The organism is Halosolutus sp. YCN4 (assembly GCF_059736495.1).
The window spans coordinates 700,632-724,901 of the sequence record NZ_JCASSM010000002.1; the positions used below are offsets into that span (position 1 = coordinate 700,632).

24 protein-coding genes are annotated in these 24,270 nt (G+C 65.1%); 18 read left to right on the forward strand and 6 right to left on the reverse strand.

Annotated features, from left to right (window positions below; all coding sequences use genetic code 11):
- Window positions 1-3: 3 nt before the first annotated feature.
- The 3 genes from AC6I6X_RS09705 to AC6I6X_RS09715 are packed head-to-tail and all read left to right on the forward strand — an operon-like array spanning window position 4 to window position 3,502.
- Window positions 4-1,983, forward strand: coding sequence for an ABC transporter permease (locus AC6I6X_RS09705; protein ID WP_497930305.1), 1,980 nt, complete (start codon window positions 4-6; stop codon window positions 1,981-1,983).
- A complete protein-coding gene (locus AC6I6X_RS09710; RefSeq protein ID WP_497930306.1) occupies window positions 1,983-2,783 on the forward strand; it encodes an ABC transporter ATP-binding protein in 801 nt (266 codons plus the stop codon). The genes AC6I6X_RS09705 and AC6I6X_RS09710 overlap by 1 nt, the downstream gene beginning before the upstream one ends.
- Window positions 2,780-3,502 carry an ABC transporter ATP-binding protein gene (locus tag AC6I6X_RS09715; RefSeq protein WP_497930307.1) on the forward strand — a complete coding sequence of 241 codons (723 nt, stop codon included), beginning with the start codon at window positions 2,780-2,782 and terminating at the stop codon, window positions 3,500-3,502. Before AC6I6X_RS09710 ends, AC6I6X_RS09715 begins: the two co-directional genes overlap by 4 nt.
- Before the next feature lie 45 nt (window positions 3,503-3,547).
- Here AC6I6X_RS09715 and paaI read toward each other — a convergent pair whose 3' ends face one another.
- The gene (gene paaI / locus AC6I6X_RS09720; protein WP_497930308.1) at window positions 3,548-3,940 is read right to left on the reverse strand and encodes a hydroxyphenylacetyl-CoA thioesterase PaaI; all 393 of its coding nucleotides are present in this window, start codon (window positions 3,938-3,940) and stop codon (window positions 3,548-3,550) included.
- Between the two features lie 116 nt (window positions 3,941-4,056).
- A complete protein-coding gene (locus AC6I6X_RS09725; RefSeq protein WP_497930309.1) occupies window positions 4,057-4,701 on the reverse strand; it encodes a helix-turn-helix domain-containing protein in 645 nt (214 codons plus the stop codon).
- A 100-nt stretch (window positions 4,702-4,801) separates the two neighbouring features.
- Between AC6I6X_RS09725 and paaA the strand changes: the two genes are divergently transcribed.
- From paaA to AC6I6X_RS09785, 12 genes are all read left to right on the forward strand, one after another.
- The gene (gene paaA / locus AC6I6X_RS09730) at window positions 4,802-5,743 is read left to right on the forward strand and encodes a 1,2-phenylacetyl-CoA epoxidase subunit PaaA (RefSeq protein WP_497930310.1); all 942 of its coding nucleotides are present in this window, start codon (window positions 4,802-4,804) and stop codon (window positions 5,741-5,743) included.
- A 2-nt stretch (window positions 5,744-5,745) separates the two neighbouring features.
- The gene (gene paaB / locus AC6I6X_RS09735; protein ID WP_497930311.1) at window positions 5,746-6,063 is read left to right on the forward strand and encodes a 1,2-phenylacetyl-CoA epoxidase subunit PaaB; all 318 of its coding nucleotides are present in this window, start codon (window positions 5,746-5,748) and stop codon (window positions 6,061-6,063) included.
- Complete coding sequence (gene paaC, locus AC6I6X_RS09740) at window positions 6,063-6,977, forward strand: 1,2-phenylacetyl-CoA epoxidase subunit PaaC (RefSeq protein ID WP_497930312.1); 915 nt, start codon at window positions 6,063-6,065, stop codon at window positions 6,975-6,977. The genes paaB and paaC overlap by 1 nt, the downstream gene beginning before the upstream one ends.
- The gene (gene paaD / locus AC6I6X_RS09745) at window positions 6,974-7,435 is read left to right on the forward strand and encodes a 1,2-phenylacetyl-CoA epoxidase subunit PaaD (protein WP_497930313.1); all 462 of its coding nucleotides are present in this window, start codon (window positions 6,974-6,976) and stop codon (window positions 7,433-7,435) included. Before paaC ends, paaD begins: the two co-directional genes overlap by 4 nt.
- Window positions 7,432-7,602 carry a 1,2-phenylacetyl-CoA epoxidase subunit PaaE gene (gene paaE / locus AC6I6X_RS09750; protein ID WP_497930314.1) on the forward strand — a complete coding sequence of 57 codons (171 nt, stop codon included), beginning with the start codon at window positions 7,432-7,434 and terminating at the stop codon, window positions 7,600-7,602. Before paaD ends, paaE begins: the two co-directional genes overlap by 4 nt.
- A gap of 106 nt (window positions 7,603-7,708) precedes the next feature.
- Window positions 7,709-8,992: a phenylacetate--CoA ligase PaaK gene (gene paaK / locus AC6I6X_RS09755; RefSeq protein WP_497930315.1), complete on the forward strand. Its 1,284-nt coding sequence runs from the start codon at window positions 7,709-7,711 to the stop codon at window positions 8,990-8,992.
- A 66-nt stretch (window positions 8,993-9,058) separates the two neighbouring features.
- Window positions 9,059-9,487: a PaaI family thioesterase gene (locus AC6I6X_RS09760; protein WP_497930316.1), complete on the forward strand. Its 429-nt coding sequence runs from the start codon at window positions 9,059-9,061 to the stop codon at window positions 9,485-9,487.
- A gap of 637 nt (window positions 9,488-10,124) precedes the next feature.
- Window positions 10,125-10,904, forward strand: a complete 780-nt coding sequence (locus AC6I6X_RS09765) for an IclR family transcriptional regulator (RefSeq protein WP_497930317.1) — start codon at window positions 10,125-10,127, stop codon at window positions 10,902-10,904.
- An 872-nt stretch (window positions 10,905-11,776) separates the two neighbouring features.
- Window positions 11,777-13,204 (forward strand): sodium-dependent transporter, encoded by a 1,428-nt coding sequence (locus tag AC6I6X_RS09770; RefSeq protein ID WP_497930318.1) that lies wholly within the window; start codon window positions 11,777-11,779, stop codon window positions 13,202-13,204.
- Window positions 13,205-13,787: 583 nt separating this feature from the next.
- A complete protein-coding gene (gene pdhA, locus AC6I6X_RS09775) occupies window positions 13,788-14,939 on the forward strand; it encodes a pyruvate dehydrogenase (acetyl-transferring) E1 component subunit alpha (RefSeq protein ID WP_497930319.1) in 1,152 nt (383 codons plus the stop codon).
- Entirely contained in the window at window positions 14,936-15,952 is a 1,017-nt protein-coding gene (locus tag AC6I6X_RS09780; protein WP_497930320.1) for an alpha-ketoacid dehydrogenase subunit beta, read from the forward strand. The genes pdhA and AC6I6X_RS09780 overlap by 4 nt, the downstream gene beginning before the upstream one ends.
- Before the next feature lie 105 nt (window positions 15,953-16,057).
- The gene (locus AC6I6X_RS09785) at window positions 16,058-17,065 is read left to right on the forward strand and encodes an LLM class flavin-dependent oxidoreductase (RefSeq protein ID WP_497930322.1); all 1,008 of its coding nucleotides are present in this window, start codon (window positions 16,058-16,060) and stop codon (window positions 17,063-17,065) included.
- A gap of 100 nt (window positions 17,066-17,165) precedes the next feature.
- On the opposite strand, the gene AC6I6X_RS09790 is transcribed toward AC6I6X_RS09785, so the two are convergent.
- The 4 genes from AC6I6X_RS09790 to AC6I6X_RS09805 form a co-directional block, all read right to left on the reverse strand.
- The gene (locus tag AC6I6X_RS09790; protein ID WP_497930323.1) at window positions 17,166-18,440 is read right to left on the reverse strand and encodes a M24 family metallopeptidase; all 1,275 of its coding nucleotides are present in this window, start codon (window positions 18,438-18,440) and stop codon (window positions 17,166-17,168) included.
- 117 nt (window positions 18,441-18,557) lie between these two features.
- Entirely contained in the window at window positions 18,558-19,526 is a 969-nt protein-coding gene (locus tag AC6I6X_RS09795) for an NAD-dependent epimerase/dehydratase family protein (RefSeq protein WP_497930324.1), read from the reverse strand.
- A gap of 69 nt (window positions 19,527-19,595) precedes the next feature.
- On the reverse strand, window positions 19,596-21,293 hold the full coding sequence (locus tag AC6I6X_RS09800) for a thiamine pyrophosphate-binding protein (protein WP_497930325.1): 1,698 nt from the start codon (window positions 21,291-21,293) through the stop codon (window positions 19,596-19,598).
- Window positions 21,290-21,478 carry a hypothetical protein gene (locus AC6I6X_RS09805; RefSeq protein WP_497930326.1) on the reverse strand — a complete coding sequence of 63 codons (189 nt, stop codon included), beginning with the start codon at window positions 21,476-21,478 and terminating at the stop codon, window positions 21,290-21,292. The genes AC6I6X_RS09800 and AC6I6X_RS09805 overlap by 4 nt, the downstream gene beginning before the upstream one ends.
- Before the next feature lie 117 nt (window positions 21,479-21,595).
- Between AC6I6X_RS09805 and AC6I6X_RS09810 the strand changes: the two genes are divergently transcribed.
- From AC6I6X_RS09810 to AC6I6X_RS09820, 3 genes are all read left to right on the forward strand, one after another.
- Window positions 21,596-22,081 carry a VOC family protein gene (locus tag AC6I6X_RS09810; protein WP_497930327.1) on the forward strand — a complete coding sequence of 162 codons (486 nt, stop codon included), beginning with the start codon at window positions 21,596-21,598 and terminating at the stop codon, window positions 22,079-22,081.
- A gap of 152 nt (window positions 22,082-22,233) precedes the next feature.
- Window positions 22,234-23,475, forward strand: coding sequence for an RNA-guided endonuclease InsQ/TnpB family protein (locus tag AC6I6X_RS09815; RefSeq protein WP_497930328.1), 1,242 nt, complete (start codon window positions 22,234-22,236; stop codon window positions 23,473-23,475).
- A 69-nt stretch (window positions 23,476-23,544) separates the two neighbouring features.
- On the forward strand, window positions 23,545-24,267 hold the full coding sequence (locus AC6I6X_RS09820; protein ID WP_497930329.1) for an EthD domain-containing protein: 723 nt from the start codon (window positions 23,545-23,547) through the stop codon (window positions 24,265-24,267).
- Window positions 24,268-24,270 lie beyond the last annotated feature (3 nt).

Sequence of the window (24,270 nt, forward strand, 5' to 3'; positions counted from 1 at the left end):
ATCATGGTCGGAGAATCCTTCCAGGTTCTGTTCGACGGGTTGACGATCGGCGTCGTTTACGTGTTGCTCGCCGCCGGACTGTCGGTCATCTTCGGCGTCATGCACGTCATCAACTTCGCCCACGGGGAACTGTTCGCGCTCGGGGCGTACTTCGCGCTCGCACTCGTCGCACCGTTCGGTGCGGCCGGCTTCTTCGTCGCGTTGCTCGTCGCTCCGTTGCTGGTCGGCGTCGTCGGCGTCGCGATCGAACGCTACACGGTGCGGCCGCTGTACGGTCGGAATCCCCTCTATCACATCCTGCTCACGTTCGGCCTGGTGCTGGTGATAAACGACCTGATATACCTCGTCTGGGGGACGGGAAGCACCAGCCTCGCCGTGCCGGCGGTGCTCTCGGGATCGATCGACGTACTCGGGTTCAATACCAGCATCTACAACGTGTTCATCGTCGTCTTCGGGAGCGTCGTGGCGCTGGCCGTCTGGGCGGTCCTCGAACACACGAAGTACGGACTGATCATCCGGGCCGGATCCCAGGACCGGCAGATGGTTCGGAACCTGGGGATCGACATCGATCGGTACTACTCGCTCGTCTTCGGCGGGGGTGCGGCGCTGGCCGCCGTCGCGGGCATCATCCTCGGCGGCTACCGGACGGTCAGCCCGGGGATGGGAATGTCGATCATCATTCCGGCGTTCGTCATCGTCGTCCTCGGCGGCCTCGGCAGCTTCAGGGGCGCCGTCGTCGGCGGTCTCCTGGTCGGGATCATCCAGACGTTCCTGCGTACCTACGTCCCGTTCTTCGAGGGACTGGTGATCTTCCTGCTGATGATCGCCGTCCTCCTCTTTCGGCCCCGCGGACTGTTCGGCGTCGAATTCGAAGAAGAGGGCGGCGGCGACCTCCTGACCGGCACCGACGGCGGGATACTCGACCCGCGGACCCGGACCCGCCTCGGACTCGCGGTGGTCGGCGTGCTCGCGGTGGTTCCCCTCGGGGTCGGGACGCTGTACTCGTCGTACGCGGTCACGTTCGTGATCGAGGTCATGATCTGGGCGCTGTTCGCGCTCAGTCTGGACTTCGTGATGGGCTACACGGGACTGGTCTCGCTCGGCCACGCGCTGTTCTACGGACTCGGGGCCTACGCGGTCGCGATCGCCTTGCTCTACGTGAGCGGTTCCGCGATCGTCGCGATCGCGTTCGCGATCGTCGTCTCCGCGGCGATCGCCTGGTTCGTCGGCTACCTCTCGATCCGCGTCTCCGGGGTCTACTTCGCCATGATTACGCTCGCCTTCGCCGAGTTGTTCTACAACGCGCTCTACCGGGACCCGTTCGGATTGACCGGCGGCTCGGAGGGCCAGTTCGGGCTCTCGACGTACTACGGGATCGCCGGGATGGGGGTCTCGCTCGACGACGTCGCGATTTTCCTCGGCCCCGTCGTACTGACCGGCCAGTCGCTATTTTACTATATCGCGCTCGTGAGTCTGGTCGCCGCGTTCCTGCTCACCCGGCGGATGCTGGAGTCGCCGTTCGGCGCGGTGCTCAAGTCCATCCGCGAGAACGAACAGCGGGCGACGTTCATCGGCTACGAGACGACAGTCTACAAGCGGCGCGCGTTCGTCGTCAGCGGCGCGCTGGCCGGCGTGGCCGGCGGGCTCTTCACCCTCAACGCGGGGTACGCGACGCCGTCGTTCGCCTACTGGCTCCACTCCGGCGAAGTGATCGTGATGGTCATTCTCGGAGGCCTGGGAACGCTCTACGGCCCGATCGTCGGCGCGGCGGTGTTCTTCGGTCTCGAGGGGATACTCACGGACTTCACGGGCAGGTGGCGGCTGGTGCTCGGGACGATCTTCGTCCTGTTCGTCATCTTCCTCCCGCGCGGTTTGGTGTCGCTCCCGGCCCAGGTCGCCCCGCACGTGACGGGCGGGTCCGGACCCGGCCCGGACGCCACTGAACCCACGCCGGACGAATCGGGCGTCAGGGGTGACGACTGATGGCTATGAAACCGACCACATCCGAACGACCGACCACCGACGAACCGATCCTCCGGACGGAGAACCTCGTCAAGAAGTTCGGCCAGTTCACGGCGACAGATCGGGTCGACCTGACGGTGAGACGGGGCGAGTTCCGGAGCATCATCGGCCCGAACGGCGCGGGCAAGACCACGCTGTTCAACCTCGTCACCGGTGCGCTCCCCGTCACCGGCGGGTCGATCTACTTCGACGGCGAGGAGATCACCACCCTGTCGCCCTCGCAGCGAGTGCGCCGCGGGATCGGCCGCTCGTTCCAGATATCGAACATTTTCGGCGGGCTCACCGTGCGGGAAAACGTCAGGCTCGCCGCGCAGTCGATCGGCCGCGACCGGTACAACGCCGTCGAATCGCTGTTCAAACCGACCGACCGGTACGACGACATGAACGATCGGACCGACCGGATCCTCGACCGGATCGGCCTCGCCGACGTCACCGACGAAACGGCGGACGCGCTCGCCTACGGGGACAAGCGACGGCTCGAGATCGGGGTCGTGCTCGCGACCGACCCCGATCTCGTCCTGTTCGACGAACCGACCGCCGGCATGAGCGTCGAGGAGACCCAGGAGACGATCGACCTGATCGAGGAGGTGCTGGTCGACCAGACGCTGTTGCTCATCGAGCACGACATCGAACTCGTCATGGAACTCTCCGATCGAATCACCGTGTTGAATCGCGGGCAGGTCCTCGCCGAGGGGACGCCCGAAGAGATCGCCGAGAATCAGGACGTACAGGACGCCTACCTCGGGGGGATGGTCGAATGAGCGACGACCCGTTGCTCTCGGTCGATCGGGTCGACGCGGGGTACGGCGAGACGCAGGTGCTCCGGGATCTGTCGCTGTCGATCGACGAGGGAGAGATCGTCTCCCTGGTCGGGCGGAACGGCGCGGGGAAGACGACGACGCTGCGGACCATCATGGGAATCCTCGCCCCCTCGAGCGGGCGAGTCACGTACCGGGGCGAGGACGTTTCGACGCTCGACGCGACGACGACGGCACAGCGCGGGATCGCGCTCGTGCCGGAGGAACGACGGATCTTCCCGGAACTCTCGGTCAGGGAGAACCTGGAACTCGCCGACCACGGCGGGCCGCCCGACGTCGATTCGCTGTCGGTCGAGGCGGCGCTCGACACGTTCGAGAACCTGCAGGCGCGCGCCGGGAACCCGGGGTCGTCGCTGTCGGGGGGCGAACAGCAGATGCTCGCGATCGCGCGCGCCCTCGTCGGCGGTGCCGACCTCGTCCTGCTCGACGAACCGACCGAAGGGCTCGCACCCTACATCGTCCAGGACGTGATGGATATCGTCGCCGACCTCAACGAGCGGGGGATCACCGTCCTGCTCGTCGAACAGAACGTCCACGTCTGCCTCGAACTCGCCGACCGCAACTACGTGATCAACCAGGGCGAAATCGTCTACGAGGGCACCTCGGACGACCTTCGGGAGAGCGAGGACGTCCTCGACAGGTACCTCGGCGTCACCGCGTAACCTTCGGGACCCACCTTCTGACAACTTCTACCGGACGACCCGTCCTCACGGCTTGTAGACGCGACCGCGGAACGTCGCGATCCGATCGTCCCCGTCGTCGGTGACGACGACCTCGAACTCGGCGGTGCGGCCGCCGTCGTGGGTCTCCTCGGCGGTCGCCGTGAGGACGGTTCCGACGTCGACGGCGTCGAGGTAGGAGATGTTCGTCTCGAGGGCGACCGCCGTCTCCCCGTACGAGTTCGAGGCGGCGGCGAACGCGGCGTCGGCGAGCGAGTAGATCGCGCCGCCGTGGGGCGTTCCGTGGAAGTTCGTCAGGTCGTCGGTGACCTCGAGTCGCGTCCGCGCGCGTCCCGGTTCGAGGTCGACGAGGTCGATCCCGAGTGTCTCGCAGTAGGGGTCGCTCTCGACGTGGCTGCGGATGGCCTCGGTGTCTGTCATATCATCCCACACTGACGTCCACGAAAATGTATCTACTGGATCCGGAACCTCGTCATCCGATCGCTTGCCGTCAGTCGATCCGAAAGCCGACGCTTGCCGCCAGGGAATCCGAACTCCTACCGGTAGATCTGCCGAAACAGCGCCGCTTCGGCGCGGCGGAGTCGTTCGAGAAACGCCGACTTGCTGATCCCGAGTTCCGCGGCGACCGCCTCGGAGGTCGTCTCGCGCGGGATCGCGAAGTACCCCATCTCGAGGGCGGTGCGAATGCACTCCTCCTGGGCCGGCGTGAGATCCCACCGCTGACTGGGCGACTCCGTCGCTTCGGACTGGAGGGGATAGACCCGCTCGAGTTTGACGCCGACGGTGTCGCCGGCCGCCGCCATGACGCCCTTGAGGACGTCGCGGCCGACGACCGCGCCGAAGATCATCGCCGCGCCGTCCCGGTATTGCAGCGTCTCGACGATCAGTCCGCCGTCGATCAGTCGGTGGACGACGCAGGGCTGTTTCGACAGACACCGGTACCGATTCCGGCCGTCGGTCTTCGAGACGTGCAGGTACGAGATCCGCTCGTCCTCGTCTAAGACCGCTGTCAGCCGATCGCTCGACGGTGCACTGAACTGCAGGAGATCGTAGCCGTCGCTCCGGCGCTGCGGGGGTTGGGCGCTGATCTCGACGTCGACGGAAGCCGCCCGTGACGCCTCCGCGAGCGGGCAATCGTCGTTTTTGACCCGAAATTCGACTGCGAGACATTCCTCGATCATCCCGATCGTCTACACACGTCTCTCTCGCCACAGTACTTAAAACCTCGTTATATGGCGGTCAATTTCTAAGGGTCTATCCGTCGTGTATAATTATGAACCAATGGACCTCGACACAGTGAAAGACCGGGCGGGGCCGCGGGAGTTTAGCCCCGCCGACGACCTCCCCGAGGAGTACCGGAAGGCGGCGACGCGGATGATCGAATTCCACGCGAACAGCGAGATCATGGGCGCGTACCTGGAGCGGCCGTTCATCCGCCAGGCGCCGAGTATCGATCGAAAACTGGCCTTCTCGGCGAAGGTCCAGGACGAGATCGGCCACGGCCAGTTGCTCTACCGCGCGGCCGAATCGCTCGGCGTCAAGACCCGCGAGGAGATGCTCGACGACCTGGCCAACGGCGACGGAAAGTTCCTCAACTGCTTTCACTACCCGATGGAGTCGTGGCCCGAGACGGCGATGATCGCCTTCTTCGTCGACGGCGCGGCGATGCGCCGCCAGGCCACCCTCCGGCGGACCAGCTGGGAGCCGTACGCCCACGCCATGGACAAGGTGTGTTTCGAGGAAGGGTTCCACGTCAAACACGGCGAGGACATCCTCGCGACGCTGATGAGCGGCTCGCGGAAGGAACAGCGGATGACCCAGGAGGCCTTCGAGACGTGGTGGCCTCGCATCATCCAGTTCTTCGGGCCGACCGACGACAAGAGCACGCACCACGACTTCGCGGCCTCGGTGGGGCTGAAACAGCAGTCCAACGACGAACTCCGGACCGCCTTCCTCAACCAGTACATCCCCAAGGCGGAGAAGTACGGCCTCGAGATTCCCGACGAGCCCCGCATCCGCAAGAACGACGAGGGCGATTACGAGGTCGTCGAGAGCGACCTCGACTGGGACGAGTTCTTCACGATCGCGAAGAACGAGTACGAACCCGGGCTCGGCCAGATCGACGGCCGAAGGGCCGCACAGGAGGCCGTCCAGTGGGTCCGCGACACGATCGAATCCGACGCCACAGCCGCCGGCGGCCACGCGCCGCAGGCGGCCGACTGACCATGATCTGGGAAGTGTTCCGCCAGGAGAAGACCGGGGAGTACCACACCCACTGTGGCAACGTCCACGCGCCCGATCGGGAGATGGCCAAGCAGTTCGCCGCCGTCCAGCACGGCCGGCGCAAGCCCACGAACAGCCTCTGGGTCGTTCCGCGGGACGAAATCGGCGAGATCGACGCCGAGGACGTCGCATTCGGCGGGACGACGGACAAGAGCTACCGCTGGGCGACGGCGTACAGCACGACCGGGCAGGACGCTCGCGAGGTCGTCGAATCGGAGGACGAACAGGCGACGGCCGAACGACAGCGGGGTGACGACTGATGTCGTCGACGCTCGACGATCCCGCGGACCTCGACGAGCGCGAACGCACCGCGCTCGAAACCCTGTTGAAGCGGCTGGGCGACGACGAGTTCGTCCTCGCCGAACGGTACACGGAGTGGCAGGTCCGCGCGCCCAGCCTCGAGTCCGACCTCGCACTAGCGAACAACGCGCAGGACGAACTCGGCCACGCCCGTCTGTGGTACGACGTGCTCGCCGACCTCGGCTTCGAGGAGCGCGACCTGGTGTACGAGCGCGACCCCGAGGACTTCCGGCACAGCACGCTCGTCGAACGGCCGTTCGCGGAGGGCGACTGGGCCGACGCCGTCCTCCGATCGTACCTCTACGACGTCGCGGAGGACCTCCGTCTCGAGGCGCTGGAAGACTCCTCGCACCCGAAAATCGCCGATCGCGTCGGCAAGATCCGGAGCGAGGAGGAGTACCACCGCGAACACGCCCAGAACTGGCTCGACCGCCTCGCCGACGGCGACGAGGGCCACGAGCGCCTGCAAGATGCGCTCGATCGGCTGTTCCCGCACGCGTTGACATTGTTCGAACAGTGCGCGCCGCCACGCGGCGCGAGTGCGAGCGGTGATGAACCGCGAGCAGTGGACGTCGAGGCGGACATCGTCGAACTCGGCCTTCGCGACGCGACCCTCGAGGAACTGGGCGAGGAGTGGCTGTCGATCGTCGTTCCGTATCTCGAGTCCCTGGACCTCGCCGTTCCCGCGAGCGGTCGATCGGACGCGGACACCGACGAGTTCGAGTTCGAAGTCACCCGCGAGATGCTCCCCGAGGCGCGCGGCCGGGACGGTTCCCACACCGACGCGTGGTTCGACCTCTACGACGAGTTCACGCACACGTACCGCGACCTCGGGCGAAGCGACACGACGAAAATCATGGACACCCCAGAATGAGCGGCGAGATTCCGGAACCGGGGGCGAAATCGAGCTTCACCCCCGATTTGGATACCGGCGCGGACGCCGAGGCGACGCCCTGCGCGTACACCGACTACCGGGAGGGCGAGACGATCGACGCCCTCCCGGCGACGGGCGAGGACGCGACCGGCGTCGAAGCCGACGTGTGGGACGCCCTCTACGCGATCGAGGATCCCGAGATGCCGATCAGCATCGTCGACCTCGGGCTGATCTACGGCGTCACGGTCGCGGACGGCGTCGCGACCGTCGACATGACGCTGACCTACTCGGGCTGTCCGGCCCGGGACATGCTCACCGACGAGGTCGAGGAGCGCGTGGCCGCCGTCGACGGCGTCGAGGCGGCGGCGGTGCGACTCGTCTGGAGTCCGGGCTGGACCGTCGAGATGGTGACCGAACGGGGCAAAGACGACCTGCGAGAATTCGGCCTGAGCATATGAGACGAACCTCCGATCCGAGCGTCACGACGAGCGGCGACGACAGCGGCGCTGCGTGCCCCTACTGCGAGTCGACCAATACGGTCCGCGAACACCCGAAAGGACCCTCGCTCTGTCGGTCCATGCACTACTGTCACGACTGCGAACAGCCCTTCGAGAAGTTCGAGTAGCCGTGGTCGTCTCTCGAGAGTCACTCGACCTGGTACTCAGTCGATTCCTGACCTCCAGTCGAACGAAGAATTTTGGTACTCGATTACGTGAATGAGAGACGAACACATGTCAGCGACTGTCGAACGAACCTCCCGTGAGGAGTTACGGGAGGTACAGAACGAACGGCTCCGCGAAACCGTGTCGCGCGCCTACGAGCGCGTCCCGTTCTATCGCGAGACCCTCGACGAAATCGGCGTTTCGCCGTCCGACATCGAAACGGTCGACGACCTTCAGGACCTGCCGTTTACGACCAAATCCGACTTCCGTGACGAGTATCCCGACGGGCTGTTCGCCGTCGACGACGAGGAAATCCGCCGCATCCACGCCTCGTCCGGCACCACCGGCAAGCCGAAGATCGTCGCCTACACCGCCGACGACCTCGACCGCTGGAACGAGGTCATGGCGCGGTCGATGGCGGCGGCGGGCATCGAACGGGGGGAGACGTTCCAGAACGCCTACGGCTACGGGCTGTTCACGGGCGGGCTCGGATTCCACGGGGGCGCGGAGGAACTCGGGACGACGGTGATCCCCACGAGCAGCGGGAACACCCGGCGACAGGTCGAACTCGCGCGCGATCTGGAGAGCGACGCGATCGGCTGTACGCCGTCGTACGCGCTGTATCTCGCCGAGACGGCCGAAGAGATGGGCGTCGACCCGCGGAACCTGTCGATCTCGACGGTCCTCTACGGCGCGGAACCCTGTACCGAACCGATGCGCGAGGAGATCGAAACGCGGCTCGACGCGACGGGGATCGAGAACTACGGCCTCTCCGAACTGATCGGGCCGGGCGTCGCCGTCGAGTGCCACGAGGCCCAGGCGGGGATGCACATCTGGGAGGACCACTTCTATCCCGAGGTGATCGACCCGCAGACCGGCGAGGTGCTCCCCGCGGGCGAGGAGGGCGAACTCGTGTTGACGTCGCTGACGAAAGAAGCGCTTCCGGTCCTCCGGTATCGCACCGGCGACCTCACCGCTCTCACCGCGGAGGAGTGTGACTGTGGCCGAACGATGGTCCGGATGGACAGCGTCACCGGCCGGGCCGACGACCTCCTCATCGTCCGCGGGGTCAACCTCTATCCCAGCCAGATCGAGGACGTCGTCCTCGAGTTCGACGCGGTTGCCCCCCACTACCGGATCGACCTCTACCGGGAGGACGCCCTCGATCGGTTCGAGTTGACGATCGAACTGGTGGCGGGCTTTGCCGGTGACAGGGACCGACTTCGTACGGACGTCCTCGAACGGCTACAGAACGCGCTGTCGATCACGCCCGATACGCTCGAACTCGTCGAACACGGGTCGATCGAGCGCACCGAGGTCGGGAAAGTAAAGCGCGTCTACGACCACCGGTAACGACGTCGGGGCAAACGGCTCCACTAACTGGCACATTTATTATCGCTCGGCGGACAACCGTGTTGCATGGACATCGAAGCCTTCTTCGAAGGCATGCCGTTCGCATCCTTGCTCGGAATCGACGTGACGGCGTGTGCCGACGGCCACGCCGAGGGTCGCCTCGAGATGACGGCGGACCTCTCGTGGAACGAGGAGGAGTTGATGGCCCACGGTGGCGTCACCTTTACCCTCGCGGACACCGTCGGCGGGGCGGCGCTGGTCTCGCTGGTCGAACAGCCCGTTCCGACGATCGACATGCGAATCGACTATCTCAGCGCCGGAACGGGTGACCTCTACGCCGAGGCCGACGTCGTCCGCTGCGGGAATGACGTCGGCGTCGTCGACGTCGACGTCTACGCCGCCGAGGGCGGCGAGACTCCGCCGGAGTCTCGGGAAGACGGCGAAGCCGTCGGTACCCACATCGCCGACGCACGCGGCGTTTACAAGACCGGGTAGATCGGTCCCCGGCGCGGTCGGTGCCGACGCCGGACCGGGGATGCAGTCGTCCACCCGCTCGCCCGATCGCTCCCGTCGTCGCGTCGATCCGGACGCGCGTTTCGGGACTCCGGCCGCCTCTCTGGGGGCTGTTTCGGGGGTATGCACCGCACCTCGGGCCGACCGCACCCGTTCGAGCAAACAAAACGACCGTCGGTTCGGCTGTGGCAGTCTTCTGTGTACGTCGGCACCCGTCCCCGGAGTGACTTCACGCGCACTGAACGCCCACTCGATGCGATCAAACCCCGGTTTCCGGCTTGGGCCAGCCGGTCACGGAGCGCGATCGTCTCGTGACGCAGACGTTCGAGTTGTTCGAACGATCTGGATTCGAGCGGTAGCGTATACCCGTTCCACTGGCCGCGTCCGTACAACCATATCGGTGCAAATGGGTCGTCTACGGCCGGTTTGCCGTCGGTCCGGTCGATCCACCAGTCGTGGTTTCGTTACCGAACGCAGTGGAATATTCGGATAACTCGAACGCCGGTCGTGTCTGGTCGACGACGCCAGTGGCCTCGAGCAGTCCCGCCACTCTTGGCGGATCGAGGAGTTGCTTTCTTCCAGAACAAAAACTAAACCGTCCCTCCCTCGATACAGGGACATGGAAGACAGCCCTCGATCGAATCGCCCGGTAACGACGACCGAGTCGTCCATCCGAATCCTCGAACGTCTCCAGCGGAATCCCGGGCGGACGCTCGACGAGTTGACCGACGAGTTGGATCTCGCCCGCAGTACGATTCATCGACACCTTCTCACGCTCGAGGACAACGACCTGCTCGTCAGGGAGGACGGGCGGTTCTACCTGGGCCTTCGGTTTCTCGACTTCGGGATCAGCGCTCGCAACCGCGTCCCGTTCTTCGACGTCGGTCGGCGGCAGGTCGATCGCCTGGCCGAAGCGACCGGCGAGAAGGTCTGGCTCGTCGCGAAGGAGGGGGACTTCAGCGTGCACCTCTACAAGGCGTCGGGCGAGAGCCCCTTACGGACGTCTGCCCGCGTCGGACAGCGTCGGTATCTCCACCAGCTCGCCGCCGGCAAGGCCATACTGGCGTCTCTCGACGACGACGAGTTCCAGGGCATCGTCGATCGACGGGGACTGGTGCAGATGACCGAACACACCATCACCGACGTCGACGAACTCCGCGAGGAACTGGACGCGATCCGGGACCGGGGCTACGCGTTCAACACCGGCGAGTCGATCGAGGGGCTGAACGCGGTCGGTGCGCCGATCCGGGACGAAGACGGAACGCCGATCGGGGGTATCAGCATCTCCGGGCCGGCAAATCGCGTGAAGGGCGACTACCTGAAAACCGAACTGCCGGACAAACTGCTCGCGGCGATCGACGAGATACACATCAATCTCAGATACAGTTCGACGCGGTAAAGGCACGGACGCGTTTCGTTCCCCGTCACGGTCGCTCGCTGGATTCCGGCGTGACCACCACGTGCAACCGGACGAGAGCCGTCTCACATCGACTCGTCCGTTTCGACTCCATCGTGGCCCGCTCGCACCGATCGAACCGCTCACTGCGTCGAACTGTGCCCGCCCTGACATTCAGCCGGTGGCGTCCGCCTTCGCGAGATTGCCCGTCGATCGACTGTCCGAATATCTTGGATGCCTCTCGGCTCGAGCACTGCACGGTATTACATAGGTACGTTTGTAATAATCTGTGGGGTATGCTGATATTTCCGAAACGCGGGGGACCCATTTCAGCCCATCACTCGCGTGCGGTTCCAGGTGCTATTCCGGGTCGTAACCCGGTAATACGCGACCTCTCGAACCCGGGACGGGAGTACTTCCGGACGAAATCCAAGCTATTCGTACCGGCCCGGTCAATCCACCACGCTTCGCTCGAACCGTCCCGTCCGCTTCACGTAGACGTTCGCCGATCGGTTTCGTTCCGCTCTCGATCAGCGGTGCTCGCCGTTCGCTGGTTGCCGTCCCGGATACTTGGACAGACGGCGTCGAGCGCCCCTCTCGGCGTCGCCGTTCCGGGGACGGCGTTCGAGACGAACGGCGCTGGGTACGCGCGCCTTTCGTATGCGACCGGCACGGCGTACGCCTTTCGTACGCGACCGGCATAGAAGCGTTGAAGACGGCGCTCGATGCGGTGACGTCGGTGACTCGGAACACTTTTCAGGGTCGCTTTCGTTTCTGTGCGGTGATCGTTCTCGAGACCGATCGTTTCGCAGAATAGCTAGTATCGGAATTGCTGAAAAGTCTTTATTATGCTCGTTTCTGTTGGACGATAGTATATGGCACGCGAAACCTGGGCGAGTCGGATCGGGTTCATACTGGCGGCGGTCGGAAGCGCCGTCGGACTGGGGAACATCTGGCGGTTCCCCTGGATGACAGCGGAGAACGGCGGAAGTGCGTTTCTGCTGATGTACTTCCTCATCGTGCTCGGTATCGGCGTTCCGGGACTGCTGACAGCGTTCGTCATCGGCCGTCGTTCGAGGCGGAACCCGGTCGGGGCGTTCAAATCACTCAAAGGATCACGCGCGTGGACGGTCCTCGGCGTGCTGTGTGTCGTGACGTCGATCGTATTGATTTCGTTCTACAGCGTCGTCGGCGGCTGGATCCTCCGCTATTTCGTCGAGAGCTTCACGGGCGCGTACTTCGCCGATCCCGGCGCTCACTTCGAGACGATCAACTACGGCACGAACGCCTTCCTGTACCAGGTCGCGTTTCTCGGAATGACCGCCGTCATCGTGATGGCCGGTGTGAGAAGAGGCATCGAGTCGGCGACGAAGTTCATGATGCCGGGCATCGCGGTCCTGCTCGTCGGCCTGGCGATCTGGGCCTCTCGACAGCCGAACGCGATCGACGGCTACCAGTTCTACCTGGCGTTCGACGGGGCGTATCTCGCCGACAACTTCCTCGCGGTTCTCGGTTCGGCCGCCGGACAGGCGCTCTTTACGCTCTCGATCGGTGGCGGGACGATGCTCACGTACGCCTCGTACGTCGACGACGAGCGATCGCTTCCGTTCGACGCGACGACGATCGCTGGTCTCAACCTCGGCATCGGGGTTCTGGCGGGACTCGTCGTGTTTCCGCTTCTCTTTTCGTTCGCCGGGGGACCGACGGGTGGCGGGCCCGGCGCACTCTTCGTGAGCATCGCCGGTGCCTTCGCCAATCTCCCCGCGGGACGACTCTTCGGGGCGGCGTTCTTCCTCGTCGTCCTGCTCGCCGCCGTCACCAGTTCGATAAGCATCCTGGAGATCCCCGTCGCCTTCGTCGTCGACGAATTCGACGTCGAGCGATCGATGGCGACCCGAGGGCTGTTCGTGCTGGTCGTGGTCACGGGTTCCCTGAACGCCTTCAACGCCGACGTGTTCGCGCTCTTTGCCGACCAGCTCGTGGACCTCCTGCTGACGCTCGGTCTGATCGGATTCATGTTCTACGCGGCGTGGGTGCTCGGAGCGGACGCCGTCGATGAGTATCTCACCGGCGCGGGATCGCTCTCCCGTCCGTTCGCCACTTCGTGGCGGTACGCGATCGGAACGGTGTTCCCGACGTTCCTCCTCTTTACGTTCTACTCCGACGCGCTGAGCCTGGCAGGGTACGCACCGAGTACGGCCGCGGTTGCGATCGGTGCTCTCGCGACGACGGTTCTGTTCGTCCTGCTCGTGGTCTGGTCGGAACGGGGCGTCCTCGCCGAGAGCGTCGAAACCGCGGACTGAGACGGATTGCTGTCTTGATTTGCCGGCGCACCCGCAGACGGGTCGTAGTTGCGTCGGAACTGGCCTCTATAGTAGCAACTGAAAGTCAATGCGCACTCGATCGCAGGACAGCTTCGCGATCGATGTGTAAATCGTTTCAGTTGCTACTATAGCAGTCCGCCCGAGCGCTCGGTCGACGTTCTCGGACGCCCCGTTTTTCACCGACACAGCCGACGCGGCGATCCAGGCCGGTCCCGGTCGGCCCGGTGGTCTTCGACTCGCGTCGTCCATTACCGGGTGATATTGGGAGCACGTCTCACAGAACTATTAAGTACCGTCTCGGTAATTGTATCCCATATGGCAACCGCCAGTATGCCGGAGGTTCGTGCCGCGATCGAGTCGCTTCGACGTTTCGGAGCCGGTCTCTCGATTCCCCTCCGTACGATTACACTGGCGGACGTCGCTCCGATGCGAGGCGGGAAACGCACTCGCGTCGGACACGTTCTCTGGGAATAACTCGCGGGATTCGTACCCACCGATCCCGATGGGACCCAGACTGGCCGTGGTACAGACCCCTGAGTAGTCACCGGTCCACACACCACCAATGAGCGCATACGACGACGCAGACCAGCACGTGAATAGCGAGTCCACGCAACTCGACGACGACGAACCGATCCGGATCCTGGACGAGGACGGGAACGTCCTCCCGAACGCGGCGGTTCCGGATCTTTCGAACGAAGAGTTGCTGGCGATGTACGAAGATATCGCGCTCGCACGCCGGTTCGACCAGCGTGCGATCAGCCTCCAGCGGCAGGGCCGCATCGCGACTTACGCGCCGATGACGGGCCAGGAAGGGGCCCAGGTTGCGACGAGCTACGCCCTCGACGACCAGGACTGGCTGTTCCCGACCTACCGCGAGCACGCAGCCAAGTACGTCCACGGCATGAGCCTGGCCTCACTCCTGAAGCCGCTTCGTGGCATCCGGGAGGGGTACGCGATCCCCGACGAGGTCAACGTCATGCCGGAGTACATTCCGATCGCGACGCAGTTGCCCCAGGCGACGGGGATGGCCTGGGGGCAGAAACTCCAGGGCCAGACCGACAGCGCCGTCCTGTGTCACTTCGGGGACGGGGCGACCTCCGAGGGTGACTTCCACGAAGGGCTGAACTTCGCCGGCGTGTTCGACGTGCCCGTCGTGTTCGTCTGCAACAACAACCAGTGGGCGATTTCCGTGCCGCGAGACCGGCAAACTGCGAGCGAAACGATCGCGCAGAAAGCCGCCGCCTACGGCCTCGAGGGTGTTCGCGTCGACGGACTCGATCCGCTCGCCATGTACGCGGTTACGCGTGATGCGCTCGCGAAGGCGAAAAACCCGACCGATGACGAACGGCGGCCGACGCTCGTCGAGGCGGTCCAGTACCGCTACGGCGCCCACACGACGGCGGACGATCCGTCCGTCTACCGCGAGGAAGACGAGGCGGACGCGTGGCGACGGAAGGACCCCCTCGATCGCCTCCGGAACTACCTGTCCGCGGAGGGGATCCTCGACGCGGAAACCGAGGCCGCGATCGACGATCGGATCGACGCCCAGATCAGCGATGCGCTGGCGACCGTCGAGGCCACCGAGACCGATCCCGAGCGGATCTTCGAACACGTCTACGAGGAGATGCCCGAGCGGCTTCGCGAGCAGCGGGACGAACTGCTCGCGCTCCGCGACAAGTACGGCGACGACGCGTTCTCGGAGGTGCTAGAATGAGTTCGGGGAAGACGGCGACCGCCGAGTCCAGGACGGACAGTCTGACGCTCGTCGAAGCGGTTCGAGACGCGCTCTACACGGAACTGTCGGCGGACGAATCCGTCGTGGTACTGGGCGAAGACGTCGGGAAGAACGGCGGCGTCTTCCGCGCGACCGAGGCGTTGTACGAGGAGTTCGGCGGTGATCGCGTCGTCGACACGCCGCTCGCGGAGTCCGGCGTCGTCGGCACGGCGATCGGGCTGGCGCTGTCCGGGATGCGGCCGGTTGCGGAGATGCAGTTCATGGGCTTTTCCTACCCCGCGTTCGATCAACTCGTCAGTCACGCCGCCCGGATGCGGATTCGGAGCCACGGCCAGTACTCGGTCCCGATGGTTGTCCGGGCACCGTACGGCGGTGGCATCCGGGCCCCCGAACACCACTCGGAGTCCAAGGAGGCCTTCTTCGTTCACGAGCCAGGGCTGAAGGTCGTCTCCCCGAGTACGCCGTCCGACGCGAAGGGACTGCTCATCGCGTCCGTCCGGGACCCGGACCCGGTCGTCTTCCTCGAGCCCAAACTGCTCTACCGTGCGTTCCGCGAGGACGTTCCGACGGGCAGGTACGAGGTGCCGCTGAGCGACGCCGCGATCAGGCGGACGGGAAGCGACGTCACGGTGTACACGTGGGGGGCGATGACCCGTCCGACGCTCATCGCCGCGGACAACGTCGCCGAGGAACACGGGGTCGACGTCGAAGTCGTCGATCTCCGCACGCTGTCCCCGCTGGACGTCGAGACGATCGTCGACTCGTTCACGAAGACCGGTCGGGCCGCGATCGTCCACGAAGCGCCGAAAACCGGCGGCGTCGGCGCGGAAGTGGCGACGACCATCCAGGAGCACGCGCTCTGCTATCAGGAGGCCCCGATCGAGCGCATCACCGGGTTCGACGCGCCGATGCCGTTGCACGCGCTCGAGGACTACTATCTCCCGCAGGCCGTCCGTATCCAGGACGGGATACTCGAGACCGTCGCCTTTTGACGGCGGGACGCGGGCGGTTCGACCGCTGGCCCGCGGTCGCCGGCGGCGACGGCCGGAGTCGCCCATTCACCAACGATTAAGACGGTCGTCACGAATGCGTACTGTATGCAACTCGGGACCGGACTGTTTACGGCCCAGCGGCGGCCGGACGACGATCGCGAGGCGAGCGAACTGTACGACGAACTGCTGGCGCTGACTCGCGAGATCGAGGCCGCCGGACTCGACAGCGCGTGGGTCTCCGAACACCACTTTGCGGCCGACGACTACCTCTCGGGAACGATGCCGGTGCTCGGTGCGATGGCCGCCGAAACCGAGGCCCTCGAGATCGGCAGTTGCGTCGCGCTCGGCCCGCTGTACGATCCGATCCGGCTCGCGGAAGACGCCGCAACCGTCGATCTGCTCGCCGCCGGCCGGCTGACGCTCGGGCTCGCGATCGGATCGAACCCGCGCGAGTTCGACGCGTTCGGCGTCCCGCGGGACCAGCGGGCCGATCGACTCGCCGACCTCGTGCCGTTCCTCCGGGCCGCCTGGAGCGAGGGCGAACTCGGCTACGAATCCGACTTCCACGACGTTCCGGACGACGTCTCGATCACGCCGAAACCGGACGACGGAGACGTTCCGATCATGCTCGGCGGCGCGGCCAAACCGGCCGTCCGGCGGGCGGCCCGGACCGCGGACGCGTGGTGTGCGCCCTCCTCGCTCTCGGTCGAGGGGGTGCGAATGCGCGTCGAGGACATTCGACGAGTCCGCGACGCGGAGGGTCTCGACGACGACTTCACCATCTACGTCCTCCAGCACGGGTGGGTCGGCGACTCCCGCGAGGACGCCTGGACGACGATGCGCGAGGGCTACTTCTACATTCAGCGGCGCTACGAGGAACTCTTCTCCGGCGATCCCGTCGACGAACTCGACGACGAGCGAAAACGGGACCTGAAGGAGCAGGCTATCTACGGGACCCCGTCGCAGGTCGTCGACGAACTCGAGACCTACCGGGACGCGCTCGGCGACGACGTGCACGTCATCCTCCGGACCTACCATCCCGGCGTCGGAACCGAGGCGATGATCGACTGCATCCACCGCCTCGGCGACGAGGTGGCTCCCAAACTCCGGTAACGCCCGGTTCCGGCCCACGGCTCTCGATCGGCACGGCGCCGTCGCGGACGCGCTGGTTCTGCTGGTCTCACGATCGGCGACGGCGTCTCCGCGGGTGCCGTCAGTGATCGATGACGGTTATCTCCTCGACGGGCCACTGACTCAGGATCTCGACGCCGTTCTCGCGGACGACGACCATCTCCTCGACGCGAACGCCCTGCCGATCGGCGGGCTCTTGCGTCTCGACGGCCATCGTCATCCCCTCCTCGATCTCGATCGGGTGGTCGGGCGAGAGGCCGCGCCAGATCAGCGGCACCTCGTAGAGCTGGAGTCCGAGGCCGTGGGCCCAGTGGTTGGTCGTCAGCTGCCAGTGCTCGTCGGCGTCGTAGTAGTCGGCGTGCTCGCCCTCCATGTCGGGGAAGCCCCGGGCGATTTCGTCGGTGGTCGCGCCGGGTTCGATACGCTCGAGCACGTCGTAGAGATTGTCCCGGGCGGCTTCGTAGGCTTCTTTCTGGGCTTCGGTCGGTTCGCCCATCGAGAAGGTTCGGTAGTAGCACGATCGGTAGCCGAGGTAGCCGATATTGTAAAAATCGGCGTAGACGAGATCGCCCGGCCGGATCATCCGATCGGTGGTATTTGCCTGGTGTTTCGGCCACGTGTTCGGGCCGGAGGTGAGGTAGCCGCCGCCGACGAACGCGCCGTGGCGCCAGAGTTCGTTCACGGCCTCGCCCCACACCTCGGTCTCGCGCATGCCCGGCTTCGCCTCCTCGGTGATCCGTTGGAAGCCGGCCTCGCAGATCGCAGCGACCATCCGCAGACACTCGATCTCGTCCCGGGTCTTTACCTTCCGGGCGTCCTCCATGATCGTCGTGCAGGTGTCGACGTCGGTCTCGAGTCCCTGCTCCTCGAGCGCCGCAAGCAGGCCCCGATTGCCGACGTCGACGCCGAGCGTCTCGTCGGCGACGCCGTACTCCGCCATCGCCTCGGCGACGCCCTCGGCCATCGTCGTTCGGAGGAACTGACGGGCGGAGTCGCGGCCGGACGCGCGCGGAACGTTCCCGAGACCGGGACAGGCGTACCGGACGTCGTGCAGCCAGGGGCAGTTGAACCGCTGGTTGCTCGCGTGATCGGCGGTGTCCCAGTGGACGACGTCGCCGTTCTCCGTCAGCAGGGTGTAGTGGTCCGCGCCGCTGCCGCCGGTCATCGCCAACCCCGTCACGTAGCGGATGTTCGGGTCCGCTAGCAGTAGCATCGCCCCGAGATCCGTCTCCTGAAGCCGTTCGAGCGCCCGGTCCTTGCGTTCCTCCCGGAGCCGTCGGGTGTCGATTCGTTCCTCCCAGTCGACGGCCTGCGTGCCGCGGGTTCCCTCCATGAAACGCCGCTCGTAGCCGGTCATGTACGATCGTATCAACTGAGCCGAACCACATAAATCGTGGCGCTTCTCGCGATCGAACGGTGACCCTCGCGGCGTTCGAGCGCGTTCCCTGGGTCGTCCCGGCCCGCACGGAGCCGATCAGACCGGGTCGAGCCCCTGCTCCTCCCGCAGCACGTTAATGTACTTCCGGAAGCCGGACTCGAGATCGTGCTCGGGGTCGTAGCCGAGATCTTCCTGGGCCGCCGTCATGTCGAGGTTCTGCGTCCAGGGGAGTTCGCCGTCGTCCGAGACGTCGATGTCGGCGTCGGGCACGATCGATTCGACGGTTTCGGCGGCCTCGCGAACCGTCGCGAGCACCCCGCGGACGTTGTAGACGCGCTGGCTCAGTTCGCCTTCTGGCGTAAACGCCGCCTTCCGGAACGCCTGGGCGATGTCCTCGACGTGTTGCCAGTCGATCGCCTGATCGCCGTACTCGACGCTGTACGGGTGGCCGAGCGCGGGCTTTTCGATGATGTTCGCCAGGAAGGCCGAGCCGCCGGTCTCGCGGTAGGGGCCGTAGGCGACGGTCGGCCGGAGCGCGACGTGGTCGAGCCCGTAGTCCTCGTGGTAGACCCGCGCCTGGTGCTCGTTGTACTCCTTGGTCGCGCCGTAGAGCGTGTCGGGGTAGAGGAGTTCCGTCTCGTCGATCCACTCGGCGTCGTAGTTCCCCGGTGGGGCGTACGCCGCCGCCGACGAGGCCCAGGCGACGCGCTCGACCTGGTCGTCGAGCGTTCGTGCCGCCTCGAAGACGTTGTTCGTCCCCATGACGTTCACGTCGGCCGCGGCGCGGGGGTTCTCGCGTGCGGTCGTCGTCAACAGCGCGGCCAGGTGGACGATGTGGGTCGTGCCCGTCTCCTTGACTGCCCGGATCACGTCGGTCGGCTCCGAGACGTCGCCGCGTCGCACCGTCACGTCGTCGGCCGCGCCGAGTTTCTCGAGGATCTCCGTGTCCGTCGAGAGGTCGTACGCCACGACGTCGTGGCCGTGTTCGAGCAGGTCCTGTACCACGTAGGAACCGATGAATCCGGTTCCGCCCGTCACCAGTACGGTCGTATCGGTGTCGTTCATGTCTGGATGATAGTTCGATGGGTCACGTATAGGTTGGTGTTCGTTCGCACGGCGATGGTCGGGGCCGCATCACTCGTGGAGCCCCCCGACCGACTCGTAGAACGAGGACGCCAGCGTGTCGGCCATGTCCGCCTCGCGATCGATCCGGACGTCGAGGACGTGGGGGACGTCGGCCGCTTTCCCGTCCTCGAGCGCCCCGACGAGGTCGCCGGGAGCGGTCACGCGCCGACCGACTGCTCCGAACGCCTCGGCGACGTTCACGAAGTCCGTGTCGTGGAACTCGACGCCCGCGATGTCGCCGTCCTCGCCCTGCATCTGGCGAACCATGCCGAGGCTGGTATCGTTCAGGACGACGAACGTCGGGGCGACGCCGTACTCGACGGCCGTCTCGACGCTGTTCATCGTCATCGAGAAGCCGCCGTCGCCGGCGACGGCGATCACGTCCTTGCCGGTCGTCAGCGCCGCCGACACTGCGGCCGGGTTCGCCCACCCCATCCCGCCGACGCCGCCGCTCCCGAAGTAAGTGCGGACCGCCGGCGTCTGGAGGTAGTACAGCAGCCAGAACCGGTTGTTTCCGGAATCGGCCGTGACGATCGTCTCCTCGTCGACGACCGACTCGATCGCTTTGACCGCGCGCTGTGGTTTGATCGGCGAGGAATCGTCCTCGCACTCGGGCGCGGTGAACCACTCCCGCGCCTCGGCGGCCCGATCGATCGCCCACTCGTTGGCCCCGCCGCCGGCCTCGGCGAGTGCGGCCAGGCTCTCTTTCGCGTCGCCGATGAGGCCCACGTCCGCGGGGTAGACCCAGCCGGCGTTTCGCGTGTCGACGTCCGCGTGAACGATCGTCTGCTCGTCGGGTCGGATAAATTCGGGCGCTTGCCAGTTGGTGTCCATCGGGTTCAGCCGGCAGCCGACGACGAGCAACGCGTCCGCCTCGCTGACGACCTGGTTCGCACCCTCGTGGCCGAACGAGCCCATGACGCCCACGGCCCGCTCGTCCGTCTCCGGGTAGGTCGACTTGCCGAGATACGATGTCGCGACGGCGCAGTCGTAGGCGTCGGCGACCGCCGCGAGTTCGTCGTAGGCCTGTGCGGCGTGAACGCCGTTGCCCGCGACGATCACCGGCCGATCGGCCGTCTCGAGCGCCTCGGCGGCCGCGACGGTGTCCCGGGCGGTCGGCGCGGCGTCCCAGGTCCGGGTCTGGGCGCGTGCGTCCCAGGCGGGTGGCGTCCGATCGGTCGGGACGTCGCCCGTGATCGCGTCGCCGTCGAGGATCACCGCCGTGGGGCCCGGCCGGCCGGCGACGGCGTGTTTGAACGCCAACTGCGTCGATCGCACCGTCTCGACGGGCGTGCGCGGGAACCACCACTCCTTGCTCACGCCGTCGAGGATGTTCGGCAGGCTGAACCCGCCGTAGTCGCCCCGGGCTTGCTGGTACGGTGCGAGCGTCGAGTACTCGCCGCGTTCGGAGGCTTCCGTGAGCACGACCATCGGCGACGACGACAGCCGCGCCTCCATCTGGCCGATCAGTCCCAGACTCCCGATCCACGGTCCCTGTCCGGCGAGGACGCCCGGATCGCCGGTCAACCGACCGTACGTCTCGGCCATCACGCTCGCCTCGCGTTCGTCGCGGGGCCGGACGAGGTCCACGTCCGAGTCCGGGAGGTGTTCGAACAGTTCGATCACCCGGCCGCCCGGGTAGCCGAAGACGTACTCGACGCCGAGGTCCTCGAGGGTCTCGACGAGTACGCTAGCCGTGGTCGTCATTCCTCGGGCGCGACGTGGACGGTTTCTTCGACGACCATCAGCGGACCGGCACCGAGGTCGACGAACTCGGCCGCGTCGGTCCGGACCTCCCGTCCGACGTCGGCGTGTGCTCCCCGCCATCGGTCGACGAACTCCTCGTGGCTGTACTCGTCTCGCCGGACGAGACGCTCGACCAGTTGTATCATGCAACGTCACTGTTGTCCGCCGGCGACTTTGTTCTATCGGTGGGTCGTGTTCGCGTCGTCCGCGGTGACCGCTACCGAGTGGCAACTATTATGCTCGCCGCCGATCGTTTCGGGCGTATGACCGAACCGGCCGCAGAATCCGAGATGCCCCCGATGCGCGTCGACCACGTCGGCATCGCCGTCGAATCGATCGAGGACGCCGAGGCGCTGCTGTTCGTCCTCGGTTGCGAGAAGATCCACGAGGAATCGAGCGAGTACGGCGAGTTCACGTGGGCGACGTACGTCCTCGGAGACGCCTCCCGAATCGAACTGATCGCTCCTGACGACGGGTCGGAGTCGTTCCTGACCGAGTTTCTCGACCGCAACGGGCCTGGCCTCCACCACGTCACGCTCGAGGTCGCCGACCTCGCAACGGCGATCGACGTGCTAGAGGCCCACGAAGTGCGGGTCGTCGACTACGCCGAGTTCGACCACTGGAGCGAGGCGTTCGTTCCGCCGAGCAATCCGACCGGGGCGTTGCTCCAGTTGATGGAGTACGGCGAGGGGTACGCGGCGCATCGCGCGGCCGGGGAACGGCTGTTCGTGGACGGCGATCCGCTCTGATCCCTCGACGAGGGTCTCCGGGAATCGACAGCGACCTCATGATTTATACTTGATTGTGAGGCGAATACCCCCGACCCACCGTGGTCGGGGATGAAGCCGACAACTCGTGGTACAAACCATTAAGTGAACACATCGGTAATCAAGGGACAGCGATGGAATACAGTCACCGCTACCAAGCATACCCGACACAAGAGGTAGCGGAGCGACTGGAACACCATCTCGACGTTCATCGCCAACTCTACAACCACGTCAGCTGGGACTACGAACAAGCCCTGGAAGACGACAAGCCAAGTGAGTACGACCAGAACAACAAACTCCCCGAGTGGAAACGGCGGTGGCCGGTGTTCGGTGAACTGCACTCGAAGGCCGCACAAGCCACCGTTGCGCGTTTCCATCGGAACCTCTCGAACCTTCGTAAGAAGAAAGAGAACGGACACACTGTTGGTCAGCTCAAGCGGCAAGCACCCGCTGATTATCGAAGCGTGACGTACAATCAGTCTGGTTTCGACCTCGATGAAAAGAGGGGCCACGACAAGTATGCGTACGTCCGCTTCAGCAAAATCGGCTGGGTCAAAATTCGGTACTCACGCCCAATCCCTGACCACGCCACCATCAAAGAGATTACGTTCAAAAAGGAGACGACCGGCGAGTGGTTCGTCTCCTTCGGTTTGGAAACGGATGATGCCACCCTTCCTGAGAAACCCGATGTGGACTCGCTCAATACGAGCAACAGCGTTGGGATCGACCTCGGTATCCTCAACTACATCCACACCAGCGATGGCAAGACTGTGGATTGGCTCGACCTTGAGGATGAATACGAGCGACTCCGCCGCGAGCAACGGAAGTTATCACGGAAAGAACACGGATCAAACAACTACGAGAAACAACGTCGAGAAGTGACGAAGGTCAAGCGCCGCATCCAGAGGAAAGTGCTGGGCTACCAGCATAAGATAACGACGTGGCTCGTCCGCGAGTACGACGCAGTGTTCGTGGAAGACCTGAACGTCCAGAGTATGCTTCAGGGCGATGGGAACGCCCGTAACAAGCAGGATGCGGCGTGGCGACAGTTCATCCAACTTCTCGAATACAAAGCCGACCTGTACAGCTGTCACGTCGTGCAGGTAGAAGCGCGAGGTACTACCAAAGAGTGCGCGGCATGTGGCGCGGAGACGCCGAAACCTATCTGGATCAGAGAACACTCCTACCCCTCGTGTGGGTTCGAGACGGATAGGGACGCGAACGCGGCGATGAACATCCTCAAACGTGGTTTTGCTGAACTAGGGCTGGGATGGCCCGAAGACACGCCTGTGGAGACTGTGACCGCTGCGGACACGACTCGGTTTGAGTCTGTGTCTGCAAGTCACGTCATTGAAACAGGAAGCCTGCCCCCGTGAGAGCAGGATTCCCCGCGCCACTGTGCGCGGGGTAACATTCAATGTAGCGTGCGCAAAACGTTCCTCGTGATGTACAAGCACGTAGCCCTACTGGTTCGACAGGACGGGATGAGCCACGAGGAGTTCGTCGACTACTGGCAGACCAATCACACGCCGATCGCGCGGGACATCGAGGGCGTCGTCCGGTACCAGCAGGTGCTCCCGACGGAGCCGGACCACGCCGAGTTCGACGGGCTTGCGGAACTGTACTTCGAGGACCTCGAGGACCTGCATGCCGCGCTCGGAAGCCCTGGATCCCGGGATTACGATCCCACGAAGGAGGTCGCCGCGAAGGCCCGCGAGGACGTCGACAACTTCCTCGCGGTCGAGGACCGACCGCGGTTCATCGGGGAGGAGATCGTCCAGAAGGACGAGGTCGACGGCGATACCGACGGGCTGTACAAGCACTCGGCGTTTCTCGTCCGCCAGGAGGGGATGACACACGAGGAGTTCGTCGACTACTGGCAGACCAACCACACCCCGATCGCGCGGGAGATCGAGGGGGTCGTGAAGTACAACACGGTCATTCCGACCGATCCCGAGAACGCGGAGTTCGACGGCGTCGCCGAACTCTACTTCGAGGATCTCGAGAAACTCTACGACGCGCTCGGGAGCGAGGGATCCCGGGACTACGATCCCGACCGCGGCAAGGCGAAGGAGGCCCGCGAGGACGTCGACAACTTCCTCGCGATCGACGATCGGCCCCGGTTCATCGGTCGGGAGCGCCTGGTCAACGCCGAGGCCGAGCGCTGATCG